Origin of the sequence: Halorussus rarus, from assembly GCF_003369835.1 — an archaeon.
Taxonomy (GTDB): domain Archaea; phylum Halobacteriota; class Halobacteria; order Halobacteriales; family Haladaptataceae; genus Halorussus; species Halorussus rarus.
This window is the reverse complement of sequence record NZ_QPMJ01000001.1, coordinates 675,174-690,079: the sequence shown is the minus strand read 5'-3', so window position 1 is coordinate 690,079 and position 14,906 is coordinate 675,174. Positions and strand designations below refer to the sequence as shown.

At 66.7% G+C, this 14,906-nt stretch carries 12 protein-coding genes and 1 tRNA gene; 5 read left to right on the top strand and 8 right to left on the bottom strand.

Features of this window, described 5'->3' with window-relative positions; genetic code table 11:
* Positions 1–19: 19 nt before the first annotated feature.
* Complete coding sequence (gene cruF, locus DVR07_RS03550) at positions 20–844, top strand: bisanhydrobacterioruberin hydratase (protein ID WP_115795392.1); 825 nt, start codon at positions 20–22, stop codon at positions 842–844.
* Between the two features lie 53 nt (positions 845–897).
* Here the strand turns inward: cruF and DVR07_RS03545 are convergent, their stop codons facing one another.
* Entirely contained in the window at positions 898–1,854 is a 957-nt protein-coding gene (locus DVR07_RS03545) for a phytoene/squalene synthase family protein (RefSeq protein WP_115795391.1), read from the bottom strand.
* A 190-nt stretch (positions 1,855–2,044) separates the two neighbouring features.
* On the opposite strand from DVR07_RS03545, the gene DVR07_RS03540 reads away from it, so the two are divergent.
* The 3 genes from DVR07_RS03540 (at position 2,045) to DVR07_RS03530 (ending at position 4,406) form a co-directional block, all read left to right on the top strand.
* Entirely contained in the window at positions 2,045–2,374 is a 330-nt protein-coding gene (locus DVR07_RS03540) for a hypothetical protein (RefSeq protein WP_115795390.1), read from the top strand.
* 140 nt (positions 2,375–2,514) lie between these two features.
* Positions 2,515–3,186, top strand: coding sequence for a hypothetical protein (locus tag DVR07_RS03535; RefSeq protein ID WP_115795389.1), 672 nt, complete (start codon positions 2,515–2,517; stop codon positions 3,184–3,186).
* 131 nt (positions 3,187–3,317) lie between these two features.
* A complete protein-coding gene (locus DVR07_RS03530) occupies positions 3,318–4,406 on the top strand; it encodes a saccharopine dehydrogenase family protein (RefSeq protein WP_115795388.1) in 1,089 nt (362 codons plus the stop codon).
* Between the two features lie 30 nt (positions 4,407–4,436).
* On the opposite strand, the gene DVR07_RS03525 is transcribed toward DVR07_RS03530, so the two are convergent.
* Both DVR07_RS03525 and DVR07_RS03520 read right to left on the bottom strand, forming a co-directional pair.
* Positions 4,437–4,511 (bottom strand) — tRNA-Thr (locus DVR07_RS03525).
* 118 nt (positions 4,512–4,629) lie between these two features.
* Positions 4,630–5,610 (bottom strand): class I SAM-dependent methyltransferase, encoded by a 981-nt coding sequence (locus DVR07_RS03520; protein WP_115795387.1) that lies wholly within the window; start codon positions 5,608–5,610, stop codon positions 4,630–4,632.
* Between the two features lie 143 nt (positions 5,611–5,753).
* Here DVR07_RS03520 and dph5 point away from each other — a divergent pair, with 143 nt between their 5' ends.
* Positions 5,754–6,527 (top strand): diphthine synthase, encoded by a 774-nt coding sequence (gene dph5, locus DVR07_RS03515; protein WP_115795386.1) that lies wholly within the window; start codon positions 5,754–5,756, stop codon positions 6,525–6,527.
* A gap of 33 nt (positions 6,528–6,560) precedes the next feature.
* Here the strand turns inward: dph5 and artA are convergent, their stop codons facing one another.
* The 5 genes from artA to DVR07_RS03490 form a co-directional block, all read right to left on the bottom strand.
* Positions 6,561–7,487, bottom strand: a complete 927-nt coding sequence (gene artA / locus DVR07_RS03510; RefSeq protein WP_115795385.1) for an archaeosortase A — start codon at positions 7,485–7,487, stop codon at positions 6,561–6,563.
* Positions 7,488–7,671: 184 nt separating this feature from the next.
* Positions 7,672–10,032: a BGTF surface domain-containing protein gene (locus DVR07_RS03505; protein ID WP_162829415.1), complete on the bottom strand. Its 2,361-nt coding sequence runs from the start codon at positions 10,030–10,032 to the stop codon at positions 7,672–7,674.
* A 646-nt stretch (positions 10,033–10,678) separates the two neighbouring features.
* Positions 10,679–12,859: a DUF7827 domain-containing protein gene (locus DVR07_RS03500; RefSeq protein WP_115795383.1), complete on the bottom strand. Its 2,181-nt coding sequence runs from the start codon at positions 12,857–12,859 to the stop codon at positions 10,679–10,681.
* A 629-nt stretch (positions 12,860–13,488) separates the two neighbouring features.
* Complete coding sequence (locus DVR07_RS03495) at positions 13,489–14,250, bottom strand: VOC family protein (RefSeq protein WP_115795382.1); 762 nt, start codon at positions 14,248–14,250, stop codon at positions 13,489–13,491.
* A 227-nt stretch (positions 14,251–14,477) separates the two neighbouring features.
* Positions 14,478–14,903 carry a TIGR04206 family protein gene (locus DVR07_RS03490; RefSeq protein ID WP_115795381.1) on the bottom strand — a complete coding sequence of 142 codons (426 nt, stop codon included), beginning with the start codon at positions 14,901–14,903 and terminating at the stop codon, positions 14,478–14,480.
* Between the last annotated feature and the right edge of the window lie 3 nt (positions 14,904–14,906).

Below are 14,906 nucleotides of genomic sequence, written 5' to 3'. Positions count from 1 at the left end.
CGACCCGGCGTCCGCGTCGATGGACCGTCGGGCGGTCGAGGCGAGGCTGTCGGCACTGGTCCGCGACAACCGGTTCACCGTCGCGGTCGTCTTCCCGCTCGTGGGGGCCGCGCTCTTCGTGGCGAGCCGCGAGGGGCTGCTGCCGGGCTGGCTCGCGATGAACCCCGCGCTGGTCCTCTTCGGGACGGTCGTGATGCGCCTGCCGCTGGTCGCGGGGCTCGCCCCGGTCGTGGACCGCCGGGCGGGGCTCGCGCTGCTCGCGGTGACCGCCTACAGCTACGCCATCGAGTACGTGGGCGTCCACTACGGCGCGCCCTACGGCGAGTTCAGCTACCGGCTGGAGCTGGGGCCGATGGTCGGCGGGGTGCCGGTCGGCCTCCCGGTGTTCTTCCTCCCGCTGGTGGTCAACGCCTTCCTGCTCGTGGTGCTCCTCCTGCCGCGGGCCGGCCGGGCCGGCCGGATGCTCGCCGCTCTCGGAGTCGTCCTCCTCGTCGATCTGGTGCTCGACCCCGCGGCGGTCGGCCTGGGCTTCTGGGCGTACGACGGCGGCGGGATCTACTACGACGTCCCCCTGTCGAACTTCCGGGGCTGGCTGCTGAGCGGACTGGTCGCGGTGTCGCTGGTCGAGTGGGGGTTCGACCGCGAGGCGGTGGCCGCGCGGCTCGCCGACTGCGAGTTCGCGCTGGACGACCTGGTGAGCTTCGTTCTCCTCTGGGGCGCGATGAACGTCTACTTCGGCAACTGGATCGCCGTGGCGCTGGCGACCGGGCTCGCGGCGGGCCTCGTCCGGACCGACAGGTTCGACGTCGCCGGCCTCGGTCGAGAGCGACCCGAGCAGAGCTGATCGGAGGCAGTCGTGCGGCTTCCGCCAGAATCCGGGGCGCGGTTGCCGGACGTTCAGTCGGCCTGCGGGGCCCCCTCGGTGCGGTTCGGGCGAGCGCGGACCCCCTCGGCGTCGGGGACGGCGCTGACGGTCCGAAACACGGTCACCGGGTCCCGGGACTGCTGCCAGTACCACCGGGTCTTCGCCCAGAGCCACGCCGCGCGGACCGGGCCCACCTCGGGCGGCGACGAGAACACGTCGTAGTCGCGCGCCCGGATGAGCCGGTGGTGCTCGGCGTAGAGCACCGCTGCGTACAGCACCGCGAACTGGCAGTCCGCGGGCAGGTGCTCGATGCCGGCGACCCCCTCGCGGTACTTGCGCTCGGCCCGCCGGAGCTCCTCGGCCATCGCGGTCCGGAAGCCGTCCGTGGGGTCGCACCGCCTGACGTCGGTCTCCGTCACGCCGTGGCGCTCGCGGACGTCGCCCGGCAGGTAGATGCGGTCGCGCTCCACGACGTCCTCGCGCACGTCGCGCAGGAAGTTCGTCAGCTGGAACGCCTCGCCGAGCGCGACGGCGTGGGGCTCGGCGCGCTCGGGGTCCTCGACGCCCATCACGTGCTGCATCATCACGCCGACCGCGGCGGCCGACCCGCGCATGTACGCCGCCAGTTCGTCGCGGGTCTCCCAGCGGCGCTTCTCGACGTCGGTCTGCATCGCGGCGAGGAACGTCTCTACCTCCTCGTCGGGGATGCCCCGGTCCTCGCGCACCTCGCTGAAGGCCGCCAGGACCTCGTCGTCTGTCTCCCGGCGACCGAGCGCCTCGGCCCGGAGCCGCTCGAGTCGCTCGCGCTGCTCCGCCGGCGACGCGTCGCCCGGGTCGTCCACGACCTCGTCGGCCACGCGGAAGAACGCGTAGACCACGTAGGTCGGATGGCGGACGCGCCGCGGAAGCAGCCGCGTCGCGAAGTGGAACGTTCTGCCGGTCCGCTGCTGTATCGCCTTGCTTCGCCGGAGTTGGTGGTCAGTTACCATGCTTTCTCCCGTGCCTGTGCAGAGTCCGGCCGAACGGCACCCCCGCGCAGCAAACGGGCTAAGGGTTCCGCGGGGTTAATTGTTGGCGTCCCAGAAGGTCACCTCCCCGCTCCGGACGTAGATTTTTCCGCCAGGAGGTTGTCACTCGGTGCCACATGTCTAGAACCGGAGCGAATCCGGGGGATGCGCCGTGACCGACGACGACAACGCCGATTCCGAGGGCACCCCCACTGATTCCGAGGACGCCGTCGCGACCGATTCCGGTGACGCTACCGACGACGACGACCGGTCGACCGACGGGGAGGGCCGACCCGAATCGTTCGATGACGCGGTGGTCGAGCTGACCGAGCGCGTCGACCAGTTGGAGCGGACCGTCGCGTGGATGGCGCGCCAGCAGGCCGCCGAGACCGGCAACAGCGCCTGTCCGGAGTGCAACACCGGCGGGTCGCTGCGTGTCTCGCGGACGCCCGCCGGAAAGAAGCGGGTCGAGTGCGTCAGCTGCGGGGAGACGCTCAACTGAGTGGAGGCGTCTCGATTCCGGTCCGGAGCGCCGACTTCGGGGCCATCGCCCACGGTCGGTTGGCGACCCAGACGGGTTCCAGTGCCCACGTCGGTCGTCGCCACCACGCCTATCTGCATCGACACCCTCCGTTCGTACACATGAGTTCTTCCGACCCCGTTTCCGAGACGCTCGACCAGAGGAGCAACGGAGTCGCCCAGCGAGTCGGATCGCTGGCCGGGACGGTCGCACCGAAACTGGCCCGCCACGCCGAGTCGGGTAACCTCGCGGCCGCGTCCGGGGTCGTCTCACTGGTCCGGGCGGGCCGGACCTTCCTCCGGGGCGACCGCAAGCGCGGCGCCCTCCAGGCGCTGGCCGGCCTGTTCTGGGTCGGGGTCGCGCTCGCCCAGCGCCGGTCGGGCGGCGACGGCGGGGGTCCGGGCCGCTCCCGGACCGACGTCTCCGAGGTGGCCGACACGTCGCCCGATGTCGAGGACGCGGTCGAACCCGGCGGCCGCGACGCCGACCACGCCACCGGCGGGGACGTCGTCGACACCACCGACGCCGACATCGACGAGGCCGACACCGCGCCCGAGATCGACGAGTCCGCGGAGGTGGCCAGCGACGTCGACGAGGGGGACGTCGACCAGCGCGACGTGACCGGCGGTACCGACGTCGGGGACGCCGCCGAGTCCGGCGACGCGGACGAGACAGAGTCGGGGGCGGACGAGGACGAAACCGAATCGGAGGCGGGCGAGGACGAGACCGACTCGGCGGCCGCCGCGGACGCGGGCGAGTCCGACGAGCGCGTCGAGACCACGTCGGGCGAGTAATCTCGGTTTCAGAGGGGGTACGGAGTCGTTCCGCAGTCGATAGCGGAACGACGAACGGTCGCGCGGACCGTCCGACCGGCCGTCCCGCGTCGGCCCCGCGAGTTTTACGCGTCACCGTGTAATCGGGGGTCGTGACCGACGAACTGCTCATCTACGGGTCGTACGGATACACGGGCGCGCTGGTCGCCCGGACCGCGGTCGAAGAGGGACTCGACCCCGTTCTGGCCGGCCGGACGGCCGAGAAGGTCGAGCGTCAGGCGACCGACCTCGGCCTCGACCACCGGGTGTTCAGCCTCGAATACCCCGAGGTCGTCGAGCGGCAGGTCGGGGAGTTCTCGGCGGTGCTGAACTGCGCCGGACCGTTCTCGCGGACCGCCCGCCCGCTCTACTCGGCGTGCCTGGACGCCGGGACCGACTACCTCGACATCACCGGGGAGATAGACGTGCTGGAGGCGGAGGCGGGCCGCGACGCCGAGGCCGAGGCCAACGACGTGACGCTGCTCCCGGCGGTCGGGTTCGACGTCGTGCCGACCGACTGCCTCGCCGGCTACCTCGCCACGGAGCAGGAGTCGCCGACCCGGCTCTCGCTGGCGATCGACGGGCTCGGGACGTTCTCGCCCGGCACGGCCAAGTCCATCGTGGAGGGGCTGACCCGACCCGGCGCGGTCCGGCGCGCCGGCGAGATCCGCACGGTGCCGCCTGCGTGGCGGACCCGCCACCTCGACTTCGGGCAGGGGCCGAAGACCGCGGTGACCATCCCGTGGGGCGACGTCTCGTCGGCCTTCTACACGACCGGGATTCCCGACATTGAGACGTACGCCACGGTCCCGGAGTACGCCGCCACCGTGATGGCCAAGACCGGCCCGCTCGCGTCGGTGTTCGGACTGGGACCGGTCCAGCAGGTCCTGAAGTCCGTCATCGACGCGACGGTGTCGGGCCCGACCGCCGAGGAGCGCGCCCAGAGCGCGAGCCGCATCTGGGGCGAGGTCGAGAACGCGGACGGCGAGCGGTTCGCCGCCCGGATGCGGACGCCCGACACCTACGACCTGACCGCCGAGACCGCGGTGGAGTCGGCCCGGCGCGTGGTGGAGGGTGAAGTCGAACCGGGGTTCCACACGCCGGCGTCCGCGTTCGGGCCGGACTACGTGCTGGAGTTCGACGGCGTCGAGCGCGAGGACGTCGACCGAAGGTCGACGGTCGGGGTCAGCGTGAAGGAGTGACGGCTCGGAGTCGACTTCGGTTTGAAAAAGAGCCGGTGGAGGGATTTGAACCCTCGGCCTATTCCTTACGAAGGAATCGCTCTAGCCAGTCTGAGCTACACCGGCGCACTTCGCTTCGCTCGTGCGCCGAGCCTCGCCTCACTGCGTTCGGCGAGACACCGGCACTCGACTACACCTAATTTACCCCCTGCGCACGAAATAAGCGTTCCGGAATCGCACGACGCTAGCGAGTCAATCGCACGTCGAGACAGACGTTGAGTTCGTGGGGCGCGTACGACCGGACGACGTGGCGGGTCTCGACCGAGACGTCGTACTCCGGTTCGGCGGCGTCCCGGATCGCGGTCTCGCCCGGCCCGAAGGGGTCGTCCTCGTGCTGGATGTCGTAGTAGTGGAGGACGCAGTCGTCGCCGGCCAGCGTGACCGCCGCGTCGAGGAACTCGTCGGCGCTGTGGGGGAGGTTCATCACCGCGCGGTCGGCCCAGTCGGCGTAGTCGGGCGCGATGTCCCTCACGTCCCCCTGAATCGCCGTCACCCGGTCGGCCACGCCGTTCCGACGGGCGTTCTCCCGGAGGTACTCGACCGCGCGCCCGTTGAGGTCGACGCCGACCACCTCCGCGCCGCGCTCGGCGAACGGGACGACGAAGGGGCCGACCCCGGCGAACATGTCGAACGCCTGCTCGCCCGCCTCGACTTGCTCGGCGACCCGGTGGCGCTCGGTGGCGAGTCGCGGCGAGAAGTACACCTCGGCCACGTCGACCAGGAACTCGTTGCCGTACTCGCGGTGGACCGTTTCGGTTCCCTCGCCGACCAGCACCTCCCAGTCGCGGACCCGGAGTTCGCCCTTGACCTTCGAGGCGCGGTTTACGACGCCCTCGACGGGGAGGTCCGAGGCCATCACCGCGTCGGCGATTTCGCGAGCCCGTTCGGGGTCGTCCTCGTCCAGGATCACGATGTCGCCGAGTCGCTCGTAGGTCGGCTCGTAGCCCAGGATGTCGGCCGGCGTGTCGGGCGTGTCGCGCTCGCCGACCGCTCGGGCGACCACCGAGAGGTCCGCGGGCACCGCGTCGGCGTCTGTCACAGGAAGGTAGAGATACCCCTCCGCGACTTCGATTTCGAACTCGTCGGCGAGGAGGCCCGCGTCGGCCAGTCGCTGCCGGGTCTCCTCGCCCCGCTCGCGATCGACGCGCACGCACGGCACTTCCATACCTATCGGTTCGCGGGGCGGCCGGTAAGGGTGACGCTTCGTAGTTACCGGTCTTCGGCTCGTATCTCCACATGTATCTCCACGTACTCTCTCGCGCGAACTGCACTCGAAAGCCTATAGCACCCGCCGGCGCTACCACCGCTATGCTCACATTCGTCGGACTCGGTCTCTACGACGAGCGCTCGATCACCGTCGAGGGCCGCGACGCCGTCCGCGACGCCAACCGCGTCTTCGCCGAGTTCTACACCAGCAAACTGCTCGGCGCGACCGTCGAGGATCTCGAAGCCTACCACGACGTCGACATCGAGGTCCGCGACCGCGCGGGCGTCGAGCAGGACCCCGAGGCAATCCTCCGTGCCGGCGAGGACGGCGACGCGGTCTTCCTCACCGCGGGCGACACGATGATCTCGACCACGCACGTGGACCTCCGGCTCCGGGCCGAGGAACGCGGCATCGACACGCGCGTCGTCCACGCGCCGACCGCAGAATCGGCGGCCAGCGGACTGACCGGACTCCAGAACTACCGGTTCGGCAAGGCCACGACGCTCCCGTTCGACTACGCCCACGGCGCCGACGGCGTCCCGGCCAGCGTCACCGACGCCGTCGACGAGAACCGCGAGCGCGGACTCCACACCCTCGTCTATCTGGACATCAAGGTCGAGAACGACGAGTACATGACCGCCGACCACGCCGCCGCCCTGCTCGCCGACGAGTACGGCGACCTGTTGGGCGTCGTGGTTGCGCGCGCCGGGAGCCCCGACCCACTGGTGGTCGCCGACCGCATCGCCGCGCTCGCCGACCGCGAGTTCGGCGACCCGCTCCACCTGCTCGTGGTACCGGGCGACCTCCACCACATCGAGGCCGACGCGCTCCGCGAGCTGGCGGGCGCGCCGGACGAACTGCTCGACGTCGAGTAGCGAAGTCGCCGTCGAACAAAATAGCCCGGGCGGCTACTCGCCCTTGCCGTCCGCCGCGACCGGGCGCTCGGTCCCGACCGCCTCGTGGAGGTCGTACTCGTCGCCGGTCACGACGTAGAGCACGTCCTCGCCGACGGTCAGCAGCTCCGGCACCTCGCGGGCGACCGCCCACGAGATGCCGACCAGCGCGACCACCGAGAGGCTCTGGGCCAGCACGCGGTCGGAGATGAAGTACGACACCATGTTGGGGTTCTCGTAGCCGACGAGCGCCATCGTCGGCTCGACGAACACCTGGAGCCACTGCTGGCTGAACGCGAGCGTGATGAACACGACCCGCAGCAGGTTCAGCGCCCAGATGACGGAGACGGCGACGGCCAGCGCCCGGAGCTTCCGGCGCAGCGGCGCGCGGACCGCCGCGATGAGCCCGCCGAAGATGGCGATGCTACCGAGGCCGGTGCAGGCCAGCAGCACGTTGACGGTGAACTCGCCGTGGTTCTCGGTGGCGAAGAAGTACGCACCCCGGATCGTCTCCTCGCGCTGGATGACCTGGAACTCGTAGCCCAGATTTCGCATGACGACCTCACCCTGCCACGCCACGGTCTCGATGAGCCACTCCTTGGCGGGCGCGATCATCGTGAACGGCATGTAGATGAGTCCCATGAACGCGACGGCTCGCGAGAGCAGGAACAGGGTTTCCCGACCCTGCACGAGCAGGTAGGCCACGTACAGGCAGGCCGGGAGCGCGGCCAGACTCAGCGCGCCCTCGATGAAGCTCTTCTGCTCGAAGGCGAAGTGGGGGAACAGCGCGGCCCAGAACACGCCGAAGAGGACCCACGCCCCCGCCGCGAGGTAGCGCGCCCGGCCGCGGCCGCGGTCGTCGTCGTACCAGTCGAGCGCGGTGGCCGCGGCGAACACGCCGATGGTGAGCCACGCGAGTCCGTCGGTCAGCGGCGATGTCACTGTTAGCGTTGTGAATGCGGTCCTCGGATAAAGAGTTGACGGCTCGGGGGCGGGTTAGGTAACGTCGGCCTACCGATGCGGAAACGGATCGTTTCGCTGCACGGGTGCAGTCGCTACGGGGTTGAGCGCACGAAAAATGTGGAACCGCGAAAGACCGGGGAATTCCCGGCGGTTAGTCAGCTATTCAGTTGCTGCGGCGGAGTGCCAGCAGCGCAGCCGCGACGAGGGCGACCAGCGAGACGGCCACGCCGAAGCCGGGGATGCCACCGTCACTCGACGTGGTGGTGGTCTCCTCGGTCGTAGTCTCCTCGGTCGTGGTCTCCTCGGTCGTGGTCTCCTCAGTCGTGGTCTCCTCAGTCGTGGTCGTCGTGGTCGTGGACGTGTCCTCGCCACCGTCGCTGGTGGTGGTCTCGTCCGTGCCATCGTCGACCTGCTCGACCACAACGGCGTCAGCCGTCGCCTCGGTGTCGGAGTCGGCCGACAGCAGCGCCGAGAGCTCGGTGCCGACGTCCTGACCGCTCAGGTCGAACATGGCGCTGATCGTGCCATTGTCACCGACCTCGACGGTCTTGGTGAACAGCTGGCCCGACGACTCGAGTTCGACGTCGACCGTCGTACCGGGCGCGAGGTTGGTCGTGCCCTCGACGGACGCATTCTCACTCGCTTCGACCTCGAGGATGTCGCTCGAGTTCAGGTTGCTGAACTCGATCGAACGCTCGGCGACCTCGAACTCCGCAGACGCGTTCTGGTCGTTCTTGTACGCCGCGTTCTCCTCGGGGACGTGGAAGTCAGCCTTGTACTCCTGACCGTCGGAGAAGTCACCGCTCTCGTCGGGGAAGACCGCGTAGACGGTGTTGTTCCCCGCGTCGAAGTACATCTTCTCAGCGTCGCCGCCGTACAGCACGTTACCGTTCGTGTTCGGGCCGGCGTTCTGCTGGGTCAGGTTCAGGTAGACCGCACTGTCACCCGCGTCGGTACTCAGCTTAGTGTCAGCGTCGGCGAAGTCGTCTGCCGAGCTGACGTAGCCGTAGATGCCCGAGACCTGGGTTTCGACAACGACGTAGTCGCCGTTGGCGATGGTGTCGGTCTCCGCGACACCGTTGAGCAGTTCGTCGAGCTCGTCGTCGTCAGGCAGGTTGGTTGCACCGACGCCCTCGTGGACCCACGTGTTGACCTCGTCGACCGACGGGTCACTCACGCTCAGGATGGTCTTCGAGTCGCGGTCGTCGTTGGACTGCGAGACAACCAGATCGTAGTTGCCCGCCGCCATCGGGTTGTTCAGCGCGTCGTCGCTGTTTTCGACGAGCGAGAGCGGGTCACCGACGTAGACGCCGTGGTCGTCGCTCATGGCGTTCGCGCCGGAGGTCGCGATGAAGTCGTCATCACTGGTGACGCTGACGAAGCCGTTGTCACCGGTGATGGCGGTCGCACCCATCGAGTCGTAGGTGTTGATCGAGAGGTTGACGTAGCCGTTACCGTCCTCGTCAACCACCGTGAAGTTCGCCTTGAAGTTGCTGGAGTCGCCGCCCAGCTGGACGTAGGCGTCGTCACGGTTCTCGAGTTCGATCGAGACGTTCGCCACGTCACCGCGCTCCTCGTAGATGGTGTCCTGGGGGACACTCACCGATGCGTCACCAGCTGCGGTGACGTTGAGCGTGTCGGTGGTCGTCTCAACGCTCGTAGCGTTGTGGACGACACGGACGACGTACTCGCCAGCGCCCTGGTCCTCGATCTCGGAAACGTTACCGAGGTTGACAGTCGCCTCGCCAGTCCCGTCGAACGACTCAGGGACCTGCGCGAGCGGGGCGTTGTCCTCGAAGTCCGTGCCTTCCTCGTAAATCTCGGCGTAGAAGTTACCGCCGAAGTCCGCGGAGGAAGCATCGACCACGACGTCGTCCTCGGTCGTGAGGTTGACGTCCTGCGCGGACGCCTCGAGGTTCAGCGCGTTGACCTCAAGCTGAGTCTCCTCGGAGTCGGTGTCCGGCTCCTGATCGTCGTAGGTGACAGTGTACTCACCTTCGAGGTCGGACGTGTCGTAGTTTACCAGAGTACCGGGAGCAGTCGAGAACCGGTCGACCTCCTCCCAGTTGGTGGTGTCGCTACCAGTGTCCTCGTAGATGGTGACGACGTCACCCGAATGGCCGGAGGTGTCGAAGGTGATCGTCTCACCAGCGTAGATGGTCGCCGAGTCGTCGCCGCTGAACGTGCGGTCGTCGGCAGCCGGGTCGATGACCTTGAACGCAGCCGTCTCACTACCGCTCAGCGAATCGTCGCCGGAGCTGATGCCGTAGCGAATCCGGCTGTCGGACTCAACGTTGTCGCCCGTCGCGTCGAGCTCCAGCGTAGCCGACACCGTTTCGTCGTTGACGCCGTCAGCAAGGTCGAGCGTCAGCGTGTCGCCCGACACCACTTCGCCGGTGGACGTGGTCGCGTCAGCGCCTGTATCGACATTCGAGCTGTACCCAGTGACGGTGACGTCAAGACCAGCATCCTGGGCCTCGCTAATGTCGATTGTGACGGTCTGGTCGTTACCAGCGTTAGTCACGCCGTTGATGTCAATTGTTTGGGATTCAGTGCTATCGATAAGGATGTCGCCATTGTTCGTGTTTGCAGAGGCATCGTCCGCCAGGTCTGCACTTGCAGACATGGGAACGACCGCAAACACGGACATGACGAGGAGTGCAGCGAGTAAGACGCTGCGAACCTTGTCTGTTGTCGTTGTCATGGTTTGGTTGGTTATTCGGTCGGCGACAGCACCTTTCCCGTGGCCCTCGGGGGAACCCGGCACCGCGCCGGAATCGGACCACCTGTACTCGCTACTGCCACCATGGGTAGGGGTACAGAAGAATGGTTATGTCCTGATTATAAGTGCTTTGTGGTCTGCGATTCGGCTCGTTACTCCATTTCACGGAATATTATCGTCGCGTTTCCTGGCTTTCTCAGGCTCTAAAACCCAAGAATTACCAGATTTGTCGGCAGAGTATCCTGTGGACATCTCACACGGGCGCGTTCGCCAACTCGAGCCGTCGATACGGCCGGAAACGAGCAATTTCGGTCAGCTGCGATGCCGGAGCCACAGCGTGCGCAGACCTAACTTCCCACTTATAAAAGAAACATGGTAGCCGGTCTTCGGTCAAACACTGCTCCGGAACTTCGGCAAAAGAAAATCGGTCGCTTGAAATCCTACTGCGTCATCGACTCCGCCGGAGCGCCAGCAGCGCGGCCGCCGCGAGCGCGACCAGCGTGACGCCGACTCCGAAGCCGGGGATACCGCCGTCACCGCCCTCCGTCGTGGTTGTCTCCTCGGTCGTGGTCGTCGTCTCTTCAGTCGTAGTCGTCTCCTCGGTCGTCGTTGTCTCTTCAGTCGTGGTCGTCGTGGTGGTCGTCGTAGTTGTCGTCTCCTGGGCCGCGGTCGTCTGCTGGGCAGCCTGGACCAACACGGCGTCGACCCGCTCGGTGACGGTTCCCGTCGTGATGCGGGCGTCGATCTCCGAGCCGGGGTCGAGGTCGCTCAGGTCGAAGGTCGCCGTGAAGTTGCCGTCCTGTCCCACCTCGACCGTCTGGGTGAACAGCTGGCCGGCCGACTCGACCTCGACGTCGACGTTCGTGCCGGGCGCGAGGTTCGACGTCCCGGTCACGGTCGCGTTCTCACTCGCCTGGAGTTCGAGGGTATCGTTGGCGCCCAGTCCAGTGAACTGGATGGACCGCTCGACGACCTCAAACGTGGTCGAGGCGTTCTGGGACTCGGTGAACACCGGGTTCGCCGCCGAGGCGTGGAACGTGGCGTTGAAGTTCTCGCCGGCGTCGAGCTGACCCTGCCCGGTCTGGAACGCGGTCAGCACCGTGTTGTTCTCCGCGTCGACGTACACAGCGCTCGCGTTCGTACCGTACCACGTCTCGGGGTTGGCGTTCGGACCGACGTTCTGCTGGGTCAGGTTGAGGTAGACGTTGTACGCCTGGCTCGTGTTCGACCCGAAGTCGTTAACGCCGTCGAGGTAGGCGTGAACGCCGGACACCTGCGTTTCGACGACGACGTAATCGCCGGCCGGAATCGTGTCGGACTGCGAGAGGCCTTGCTGAAGCTCTCCCAGTTCGCCGCTGTCCGGCAGGTCCTCACCGCCGTACACCCACGTGTTGACGCCGTCGACCGACGGTTCGCTGAGACTCAGAATCGTCTTGGCGTCGCGGTCGTTGTTCTCGAGCCCCGCGATGATGTTGTAGCTCCCCGCGGCCATGGGGTCCTGGAGACTACCGGGCTGGAGCGGATTGCCGACGTAGAGGCCCTGTTCACCGTATTGGGTCGTGCCGTCGTCGCCGTTCGCGACGCTGATTGAGTCGGTGTCGCTCACGGAGACGAAGTCGGTGACCGAGTCCGCCGACGAGTTGAACGTGTCGACGGAGACGGTCACGTTCGTGTCGTCGTCGCTCCCGTCCTCGACCGTGAAGTTCGCGAGGAAGTTGCTCCCCTGACCGCCGACCTGCACGTACGCGGTGTCGGTGCTTTCGAGGTCGACGGTGAACTCCGCGACGTCGCCGCGCTGCTCGGAGATGGTCCGGGTCGGGAGGCTGACTGACCGTTCGCCGGCATCGGTGACGTTGACCGTGTTGGTCGTCACGCTGATTCCCGTATCGAGGTGCGTGACGCGGACGACGTAGTCGCCGGCACCGACGTCATCCATACTCGCCAGCGTGTCGAACGTCACCCTGGCGTTGCCCGTTCCGTCGAACGTCTCGTTCACCGACGTGATGGGTTCGGTGTCGTCGAAGTCCGCGCCCTCCTCGTAGAGCGCGGCGGTGAACTGGCTTCCGAAGTCGGCCGAGGAGACGTCGACCGTGATGTTCTCCTGGGTCGTCAGGTTCGCCTCGACTGCCGAGGTCTGCAGGTTCAGCGGGTTCACTCTCAAGGCGACTTGCTGATTATCGTCGGAGTCGCCGGGCTCCTGATCGTCGAAGGTGACGGTGTACTCGCCTTCGAGGTTCGCCGTGTCGTAGTTCACCGCGTTACCCGGACTCGTCGAGAACCGCTCGACGGAGACCCAGTTGTTGTCCTGCTGCTCGTAGATGGTGACGACGTCACCGACCTGGTCGGTCTGGAACGTAACCACTTCGCCCGAGTAGACCGTCGCGCTCGAACCGCTCCCGTCGAGCGAGGTCGACTGCACGTTGAGTGTCTTGAACGCCGCGGTCAGGGACTGACCGTCGGCGGTGATGTGGTACCGGATGCGGTTGTTCTGCTCGACGGCCGACTCGTTCGACAGCGTCACCGGAATCTGGACCTGCGAGTTGGCACTCGAGGGGGTGACGGTGAACTCGCCGTCGCTAACCTGAGTCCGGTCCGCGATGTTCGACCCGCCACTGCCGTCCACGCTCACACTGAAGCCCGCTTGTTGGACCTCATTGACGTCGACAGTGATGGGGTCGGTATTAGATATCGCCGAAGCCTCGACAGTAATTGTCTGTCCCTGTTGTCCGTCCTCGATCTGGTCGAACGTGAGTGTGTGTCCGTTACTGACGTACGTCGAACCTTGCGCCTGTCCGAAGGTCATCGTCGGAACGACTGCGAAGACTGACGTCACTAGTAACGCCGCCAGGAGTCCGCCACGTAGCTTGTCTGTTGTCGTCGTTGTCATGGTTTGTATCGGTAATCTGTCGGCGACGGCTGCTTTCCCGGCCCCCTAGGAAGCGACTACCATCCGAGCGAGGGCGCCCGTACTCGCCGCTGTCACCGTGGGTAGGGGTACGACTCAAGTAAACCGGAGGAATTTATAAGTGCCTTGTGGCGGCGGCATCGCGGAATCAGCCAATACGAGGCTCGTAAGCCGCTATTACTGGCGTTCTTCGATGACAGATTATACCGATGTGTGAACGTTATTCTAAGTGGTCCGTAACTCTCCAGCAGGGATCGTGTGCGGACATCTAAACCACCGAGTCGGAACATCCCATCCCGGACGAACAGCTGGCAGTCGGAAACGGAACCGTCGAAGAAAATCCGCGAGGGTACCTACTCGTCGCGCTCGATAACCTCGATTTCGTGACCGTCCACGTCCTTCGTGAAGGCGTACCGGTTGTCGCACGACTCGGGGTCGCGGTAGTCCTCGGCGTCGCGCTCCATCAGCGCCTCCCAGTCGTCCTGGAGGTCGTCGGCGCGCACGGCGATGTGCCCCCACGCGTCGCCCATCTCGTACGACCGGCCGTCGTAGTTGTACGTGAGTTCGACGGCCATCGCTTCGTCGGCCGCGCCCTCGGGCTTCATGAAGTAGTTCGCGAAGGTGTCGGACTCCCAGCGACCGGTGTGCTCGTACTCCAGCTTTCGGGTGTACCAGCCCAGCGCCGCGTCGGCGTCCTCCACGCGGATCATGGTGTGGTCGAGGCTCCAGCGCGCGCCGTGGTCGCGCTCGACGACCTCGATCTCGTGGCCGTCGGGGTCCGTGACGAACGCGTACGAGCCACCGCAGGAGTCGGGGTCGCGGTAGTCCTCGACGCCCTCGTCCATCAGTTGCTCGTAGGCGTCGTACACGTCGTCGACGCGCACGGCGATGTGCCCCCACGCGTCGCCCATCTCGTACGACCGGCCGTCGTGGTTGTAGGTGAGTTCGAGGACCGCGCCCTCCTCGTGGACGTCCTCGGGCCCGAGGTAGACGTTGGTGAACGTGTCGGCCTCCCACCGGCCCTTCTCCTCGTAATCGAGGTGGGTGCCGTACCAGTCGAGCGTCTCCTCCAGGTCCTCTACGCGCATCATCACGTGGTCGAGCGTCGCGTTCATGACGGTTCGAAGTTGGAGGTTCCGGCGCGAAAAGGCTACGGTTCGCGGAAACGAGGAGGGTGTTTCGGGGCCGACGGTCGGCCAGTTTCGACGAGGACTACATCTTCCATCGTGACCGGGTCGAAACGCCGACGCAACCACGTCCGTCGGAGATGTCGCGCAACGGCCGCGACCGGGCGGGTCGTTCGGGGCAATCTCGATTACGGTTTCCGATCGTGTTCCACCACCTATCGCCACAGCGCCGTCCGCAGGTCCGGCCAGTGGAACCACCACGCAGCGGTCCACAACAGCACCGATCCGACAGGCACAGCTACCAGTCCCGGCCGAGTCAGTCCGAGCGCGAACCAGAGGTCGGACGCGCCCGCCAGCGTCAGGAGTCCGCCCGTCACTCGCCGGTCTTCCAGCCGGGGGGCAAGTCGGCCGAGGAGCGCGTTGGCGACCGCGAGCAGGTACAGCAGGACCGCGACGGGCCACGCGAGCAGACGGTTCGGTAGCCCGCGCGTGTGGACAAACAAGTAATCGGGCAGCGTCGTGACGTGGAGCGGGTCGAGCGTCGCCAGCCCCCACGCGAACACCAGGTCGCCGGACGAGAGCACCGTCCACGGGAGCGCAGAGATGGCGGCGAGTGCGAGAAGGCGACGGGAGACTGCCATCCC

What these genes read in the sequence shown, in the direction of transcription:
- cruF (WP_115795392.1), top strand. Translation starts at nt 20, where the DNA reads ATGGACCGTCGGGCGGTCGAGGCGAGGCTGTCGGCACTGGTCCGCGAC.
- DVR07_RS03545 (WP_115795391.1), bottom strand. Translation starts at nt 1,854, where the DNA reads ATGGTAACTGACCACCAACTCCGGCGAAGCAAGGCGATACAGCAGCGG.
- DVR07_RS03535 (WP_115795389.1), top strand. Translation starts at nt 2,515, where the DNA reads ATGAGTTCTTCCGACCCCGTTTCCGAGACGCTCGACCAGAGGAGCAAC.
- DVR07_RS03520 (WP_115795387.1), bottom strand. Translation starts at nt 5,610, where the DNA reads ATGGAAGTGCCGTGCGTGCGCGTCGATCGCGAGCGGGGCGAGGAGACC.
- dph5 (WP_115795386.1), top strand. Translation starts at nt 5,754, where the DNA reads ATGCTCACATTCGTCGGACTCGGTCTCTACGACGAGCGCTCGATCACC.
- DVR07_RS03495 (WP_115795382.1), bottom strand. Translation starts at nt 14,250, where the DNA reads ATGAACGCGACGCTCGACCACGTGATGATGCGCGTAGAGGACCTGGAG.
- DVR07_RS03490 (WP_115795381.1), bottom strand. Translation starts at nt 14,903, where the DNA reads ATGGCAGTCTCCCGTCGCCTTCTCGCACTCGCCGCCATCTCTGCGCTC.